This window comes from Pseudomonas sp. AGC41, from assembly GCF_057334555.1.
Window position 1 is genome coordinate 161,617 of the sequence record NZ_JBHFJB010000163.1, and the last position, 5,969, is coordinate 167,585.

Annotated in this window: 7 protein-coding genes; 4 read left to right on the forward strand and 3 right to left on the reverse strand. The window is 61.3% G+C overall.

The features are described from left to right. Positions 1 to 25 precede the first annotated feature (25 nt). Entirely contained in the window at positions 26 to 409 is a 384-nt protein-coding gene (locus ACE04F_RS28965; protein ID WP_486111137.1) for a hypothetical protein, read from the reverse strand. 148 nt (positions 410 to 557) lie between these two features. Between ACE04F_RS28965 and ACE04F_RS28970 the strand changes: the two genes are divergently transcribed. Both ACE04F_RS28970 and ACE04F_RS28975 read left to right on the forward strand, forming a co-directional pair. Continuing rightward, positions 558 to 755 (forward strand): heavy-metal-associated domain-containing protein, encoded by a 198-nt coding sequence (locus ACE04F_RS28970; RefSeq protein ID WP_486111139.1) that lies wholly within the window; start codon positions 558 to 560, stop codon positions 753 to 755. A 95-nt stretch (positions 756 to 850) separates the two neighbouring features. Continuing rightward, complete coding sequence (locus ACE04F_RS28975) at positions 851 to 2,053, forward strand: multidrug effflux MFS transporter (RefSeq protein WP_486111141.1); 1,203 nt, start codon at positions 851 to 853, stop codon at positions 2,051 to 2,053. Between the two features lies 1 nt (position 2,054). Here ACE04F_RS28975 and ACE04F_RS28980 read toward each other — a convergent pair whose 3' ends face one another. Both ACE04F_RS28980 and ACE04F_RS28985 read right to left on the reverse strand, forming a co-directional pair. After that, positions 2,055 to 2,225: a hypothetical protein gene (locus tag ACE04F_RS28980; protein ID WP_486111143.1), complete on the reverse strand. Its 171-nt coding sequence runs from the start codon at positions 2,223 to 2,225 to the stop codon at positions 2,055 to 2,057. A gap of 141 nt (positions 2,226 to 2,366) precedes the next feature. Next, positions 2,367 to 3,380, reverse strand: a complete 1,014-nt coding sequence (locus ACE04F_RS28985; protein WP_486111145.1) for a zinc-binding alcohol dehydrogenase family protein — start codon at positions 3,378 to 3,380, stop codon at positions 2,367 to 2,369. Between the two features lie 321 nt (positions 3,381 to 3,701). Here ACE04F_RS28985 and ACE04F_RS28990 point away from each other — a divergent pair, with 321 nt between their 5' ends. Both ACE04F_RS28990 and ACE04F_RS28995 read left to right on the forward strand, forming a co-directional pair. Further along, the gene (locus tag ACE04F_RS28990) at positions 3,702 to 4,436 is read left to right on the forward strand and encodes an ArsR/SmtB family transcription factor (protein ID WP_486111147.1); all 735 of its coding nucleotides are present in this window, start codon (positions 3,702 to 3,704) and stop codon (positions 4,434 to 4,436) included. An 87-nt stretch (positions 4,437 to 4,523) separates the two neighbouring features. Beyond that, entirely contained in the window at positions 4,524 to 5,906 is a 1,383-nt protein-coding gene (locus tag ACE04F_RS28995) for an MFS transporter (RefSeq protein WP_486111149.1), read from the forward strand. The last annotated feature ends 63 nt before the right edge of the window (positions 5,907 to 5,969 follow it).

Below are 5,969 nucleotides of genomic sequence, written 5' to 3' on the forward strand. Positions count from 1 at the left end.
CCCCCCCCCACACGGGTTCGCAGTGTCAGTAACCGAGATCAGCCTGCTTGAGGTACATGCCCTCATGCGTCATGGCGATACGGTACTTCAGGATGTCGCCGGCCTTGAGCGTGATGTCCTGTGAACCGGGGGCGAGCATGCCCGGACTGCAACCCGGCGCCTGGCCTGGCAACAATTTCAGGCGCAAGGAGAACTGGCCCGGCGGCAGATTGAATGAGGTGCTCTGCTCCTGGAACAGCCTGGCCGAGAGCTGGTCCTGAATATAGACTCCGATTTCGCAGCTGGTCGGGACTTCCAGGCGCTCGCGGGAAATGATCAACACCCCGTAGTCTTCGCCAACAGCCGATGCCTGGGGGACCAGTGCTGAAAAACCGAGCATGCAAAACAGGCTGAACGCTGACCAGCGCATGGCTGAACCTCCGGTGTGAAATCCTTGATAGGTGAAGCTTGGCCGAGCGCGGCGCCAATTGCCAGCCCGGCAGTTTCCGTCAGAACTTGACCTTGCCATGATGGCAAGCTTGAAACTGCGCACCACCTCAAACCAAGGAGTCATTTTCATGCAGATCTTCAATGTTCAAGGCATGTCCTGCGGTCATTGTGTAAAGGCTGTCACCCAGGCTCTTCAAGCCCAAGACCCGGACGCCGAGGTAAAGGTCGATCTGGGCGCCAAGACTGTCGAGGTCCAAAGCAAGCTTTCGTCCGAGGCCGTGATCAAGGCAATCAGGGAAGAGGGATACGAAGCCAGCCCTGCTTGAAACTTTTCAATCGTTAGCGACCTATCGGAATGTTCAAGAGCGCCCAGCCCGGCTAGACTGTCGGGCTGCCGACTGACGCCTGAGCTGGACGCCCGATGAACCTCCGTACCATTCTGATTCTTGGCGCACTGAGCGCTTTTGGTCCCTTGGCGATCGATTTCTATCTGCCGGCCTTCCCGGCGATGGCCATCGCCTTCGGCACCGATGAAAATCATGTCCAGCTGACCCTGGCCGCTTATTTCCTCGGGCTGTCCCTCGGGCAATTGGCCTACGGGCCGGTGGCGGATCGCTTTGGGCGGCGTATTCCGTTGCTGACAGGCGTCGGCTTGTTCACCGTGGCATCGCTGGCCTGTGCCTATGCGCCCAGTCTCGAATGGTTGATTGGCGCGCGCTTCGTCCAGGCGTTGGGCGGCTGTGCCGGAATGGTGATCTCCCGCGCGGTCGTCAGCGATAAATGCGATGCGGTGGGGTCGGCCAAGGTGTTCTCGCAACTGATGTTGGTCATGGGTCTGGCGCCGATCCTCGCGCCGATGCTCGGCGGCTTGCTGGTGAACCTGTACGGTTGGCAATCGATTTTCATCGGCCTGACCTTGTTCAGCGCGCTCGCGGCGACAGCCGTCGCGTTGTGGCTCCCGGAGAGCCTGCCGGCCCACGTGCCTCGCCAACCGTTGTCCGGCGCGTTGCGTCAGTACGGTCGGCTTCTGACAGACTCGGTCTTCCTCGGGCATGCCCTGACGGGCGGTATCGCCATTGCCGGGATGTTTGCCTACATCGCCGGTTCGCCATTTGTCTTCATCAAGCTTTACGGCGTACCGGCCGAACACTTCGGCTGGTTGTTCGGTACCAACGCGGCGGGTTTCATCCTGGTGGCCCAGGTCAATGCTCGCTTGCTGTCCAGGCGCGGCCCGGCATTTTTGCTGGCCCGCGCGGTGTGGGTCTATTGGATAGCCGGGCTCAGCTTGCTGGCCGTCAGCGCTTTGCAGCCGGAGCGCTTGTGGCCGTTATTGATTCCATTGTTCATCTGTATCGCCAGCCTCGGTTGTATCCTGCCCAATGCATCGGCCTGCGCCATGAACGGGCAGGGGGCCCGGGCCGGCAGCGCTTCGGCGATGCTGGGATGCCTGCAGTTTTCTGTCGCCGCGGGGGCCGCCGCACTGGTGGCGGCGCTGCATGACGGCACGGCTGTACCGATGGCGATGGTAATCAGCCTTTGCGGACTATTGGTGGTGGGTGCAGCGTTGCTGACCCGTCGTTTGCAGAACGCCCGGGCGCTCGCTCAGGCGGGCCAGCAGAACTGAATCAGCCGGCGGCACGCTGCTGGTGCTCGGGAAATTGATGCGGCGCATGGATGCGCGCTTGCAGGGTCGCGGCGAAAGCCTGGGCTTCGGCTTCGGAGCGAAAGGTCACGACGTGCTGGTCAAGACGCACTTGCCATTGGGATTTTGCCACTTCTTTTATCAGGATCTTCATTGCTGACCTCCTCACGTAAAAGATTGCGTTGCAAAGGCCTCGAGTGTAGACCCGAATCCCAGCGCAGTTGTGACGACGGTCAAATGTCGGACTAACGGTGCAGTTGCCCCCAGATTGTCTGCGAGGCAACTGCCCGGGCAGTCAGAATCCCTCTAGCACGATCTTGCCCTTGGACTTGCCGCTTTCCAGCAACGCGTGAGCCCGACGCAGGTTCTCGGCATTGATGATGCCGAAGTGTTCGCCCACCGTGGTCTTCAACGTGCCGGCGTCGATCAGTCGTGCCACGCGATTGAGCAACTTGTGTTGTTCAAGCATGTCGGCGGTTTCGAACAGTGAACGGGTGTACATGAACTCCCAATGCAACGACAGGCTCTTGCGCTTGAGCTTGGTCACGTCCAGCGATTTGGGATCATCGATCAGAGCCAGTTTGCCTTGGGGCGCCAGGGCGTCGACGAGCTGGTCCAAGTGCTGGTCGGTCTGCGTCAGGCTGGCAACGTGGGTCACTTGGGCCTGGCCCGCCGCCTTGAGTGCATCGCTCAGCGGCTGACTGTGATCCACAACCAGGTGGGCGCCCAGGTCTCGCACCCATTCCTGGGTCTGCGGCCGGGAAGCGCTGCCGATGACTTTCAGTCCGGTGAGTTGGCGGGCCAGTTGCGTGAGGATCGAACCCACACCCCCGGCGGCGCCGACGATCAACAGGCTCTGGCCCAGGTCGTTCTGGCCTTCCTTGATCTGCAATCGATCAAACAGCAATTCCCAGGCGGTGATAGCGGTCAGCGGCAGTGCGGCCGCTTCGGCGAAGCCGAGGGTCTGCGGCATATGACCGACGATACGCTCATCGACGACGTGCAACTCGCTGTTGCCTCCAGCCCGCGCAATCGAACCGGCGTAGAACACCTTGTCGCCGGCCTTGAACAGCGTGACTTCGCTGCCTACGGCCTTGACCACGCCGGCCACGTCCCAACCCAGCACCTTGGCCGCGCCTGCTTCGGGCTTGACGTTCTGGCGGACCTTAGTGTCGACGGGATTCACCGAAATGGCCTTGACCTCCACCAGCAGGTCCCGGGGACCCGCGACTGGTTCAGGCAATTCGATATCTTGCAGCGATTGCGGATGGGCGATGGGCAGTGATTGGTAATACGCGATGGCTTTCATGCAGCAGCTCCGTAGGTGGGTTCGATGCAGCCCATGTTTGGCTATTCAGGCGCGAGATTAAAGCGGCCGGAGCGACAGGCTCTTTCAATGATTTTTTGATAATGACCATAGTCGCGGATAAATAGAGACTTTTCCCTCATGAACAATCGCCTCCAAAGGTTTCCGGAGGACAGGCAACCGCGATCCGCACGCTTATACTATCGGCCGCCTGTATCGGCATGGCATCGAGCACGGCTGCAACCGGCCAGGAACCGGCCGGCACCTCATTACGGCTCAGTACGCCCAGAGCTGTAGACGAACGATTCAACAGGGAGTGAATACATGGAACATGCACCTTGCATCAGTCAGATCGCCACGCTGCTGGCCGACCCCAAGCGCAGCGCGATGATGTGGGCGTTGATGGACGGTACGGCCCGGCAAGCTGAAGAGTTGGCCTTGCTGGCCGGGCTTTCGCCATCCTCGGCCAATGCCCATCTGGGACGTCTGTCCGCCGGCGGGCTGGTGAAGGTCGAAATCCGTGGTCGCAAGCGGTTTTTTCGCCTGGCGGCCCCCGAGATCGGCGCTGCCGTCGACGCATTGGCGAGCGCAACCCTGGCCAGCACGCCGCGACAGGTTCCGGAAGTCTTCAAGCGCAGCCTCATGCCAACCAGGACACCCACGGCACCCGCTTCGTTGATGCGGGCCAGGCTTTGCGATGACCACCTGGGAGGCACACTGGCGGCGGACCTGTATCAGCGGCTGCTGGAAGCCGGATGGCTCGAACAGCTTGAGCATCGGGTAGTCGTTACGCATAAAGGCTCCAGCCAACTGGCCGGGCGAGGCCTGTTCATCCAGGCATTGGCTCATCGTGAGGCGCGTATAGCCTGCGCCTGCCCTGACTGGAGCGAACGTCGTCCGCATCTGGGAGGGGCGCTGGGGGCGGCATTGTTGCAACTATTCATGCAGTCCGGCTGGCTCAGCCTGCCCAACGACTCCAGGGCATTGCAGGTAACCGCTCTCGGACAGCAGGAAATCCATCGATTCGCCACGCAAGAGGCTCTGGAAATGGCGCTCTAAGGCCGTAAGCAGGTCGTTATCAGCAATAGCCGCCCATGAGTTTCGCGCACACTCGGTCCGGGGTTTTATCGGATGGGGAAAGGTTATATGGACACTCGCGGTTACAGCGCAGCGGAACGCCTTGAGCGGTTGCCCTTGAGCGGCTATCACCGGGTGATCTTCATTATTATCGCGCTGGCGTTTTTCTTTGATTCCATGGACCTGGCCATGATGACGTTCCTGCTGGGCTCGATCAGAACCGAGTTCGGCCTGAGCGCCGCCCAGGCCGGTTTGCTGGCCAGTTCAAGCTTTTTCGGCATGGTGCTGGGGGCTTCGTTGTCGGGCATGCTTGCCGACCGCTTCGGACGCAAACCGCTGTTCCAATGGAGCATCGTCTTGTGGGGGCTTGCCAGTTACCTGTGTTCCACCGCTCAGGACGTCGAGACGTTGACGTTGTTTCGGATCCTGTTGGGCGTTGGCATGGGCATGGAGTTTCCGATTGCCCAGTCGATGCTCTCGGAACTGATCCCGGCGAGGCAGCGCGGACGCTACATCGCCTTGATGGATGGCTTCTGGCCGCTGGGCTTCGTGGCGGCGGGGGTGCTGTCGTATTTCCTGCTGCCGCTGATCGGCTGGCGGGACATCTTCCTGGTACTGGCGGTGCCGGCGGTGTTCGTCCTGGTGATTCGCTTCTTCATCCCCGAGTCGCCACGTTGGCTGGAGCAGGCGGGGCGGGGCGCCGAGGCGGATACCGTACTCAAGCGGATCGAAGACAAGGTCCGGGCCTCGCTGGGTCGCCAGGACCTGCCCGAACCGATTCGCTTGCCGACGCTGGCGACGGCGCCCGGCAATTTTTTTTCGGCCCTGGCGCAGATCTGGTCACCGCTGTACCGCCAGCGCACGATGATGATCTGGAGTGTCTGGTTCTTTGCCTTGCTCGGGTTCTACGGGCTGACGTCCTGGCTCAGCGCGCTGCTGCAGCAGTCGGGGTTTGCGGTGACCCAGTCGGTTTATTACACCGTGCTGATTTCCCTCGGCGGAATTCCCGGTTTCCTGATGGCGGCCTGGCTGGTGGAGCGCTGGGGGCGCAAACCGGTGTGTGTCATCACGCTGCTGGGCGGCGGGATCATGGCGTTTCTTTATGGCCAGAGCGCGGTGTTTGGCGGGAATGTCACGCTGCTGATCGGCTCCGGGCTGCTGATGCAGTTTTTTCTGTTCGGCATGTGGGCAGTGCTCTACACCTACACCCCGGAACTGTATCCCACCTCGGCGCGAGCCACGGGATCGGGCTTTGCCTCGGCGGTCGGTCGCATCGGTTCGCTGCTTGGACCGCTGGTGACCGGCTTGGTCTTTCCGATCACCGGGCAGGGCGGAGTGTTCGCCCTCGGCGCGCTGTGTTTTGCCGTGGCGGCGGGCGTGGTCTGGTTGTTTGGAATGGAGACGCGGGGCAAGACGCTGGAGGAGTTGAGCGAGGCGACTGTGGCTGACTAAACACCATCCCTTGTGGGAGCGAGCCTGCTCGCGAAGGCGGTCCGACAATCGAAAATGATGTCG

What these genes read in the sequence shown, in the direction of transcription:
- ACE04F_RS28980 (WP_486111143.1), bottom strand. Translation starts at nt 2,225, where the DNA reads ATGAAGATCCTGATAAAAGAAGTGGCAAAATCCCAATGGCAAGTGCGT.
- ACE04F_RS28995 (WP_486111149.1), top strand. Translation starts at nt 4,524, where the DNA reads ATGGACACTCGCGGTTACAGCGCAGCGGAACGCCTTGAGCGGTTGCCC.
- ACE04F_RS28970 (WP_486111139.1), top strand. Translation starts at nt 558, where the DNA reads ATGCAGATCTTCAATGTTCAAGGCATGTCCTGCGGTCATTGTGTAAAG.
- ACE04F_RS28975 (WP_486111141.1), top strand. Translation starts at nt 851, where the DNA reads ATGAACCTCCGTACCATTCTGATTCTTGGCGCACTGAGCGCTTTTGGT.
- ACE04F_RS28985 (WP_486111145.1), bottom strand. Translation starts at nt 3,380, where the DNA reads ATGAAAGCCATCGCGTATTACCAATCACTGCCCATCGCCCATCCGCAA.
- ACE04F_RS28990 (WP_486111147.1), top strand. Translation starts at nt 3,702, where the DNA reads ATGGAACATGCACCTTGCATCAGTCAGATCGCCACGCTGCTGGCCGAC.
- ACE04F_RS28965 (WP_486111137.1), bottom strand. Translation starts at nt 409, where the DNA reads ATGCGCTGGTCAGCGTTCAGCCTGTTTTGCATGCTCGGTTTTTCAGCA.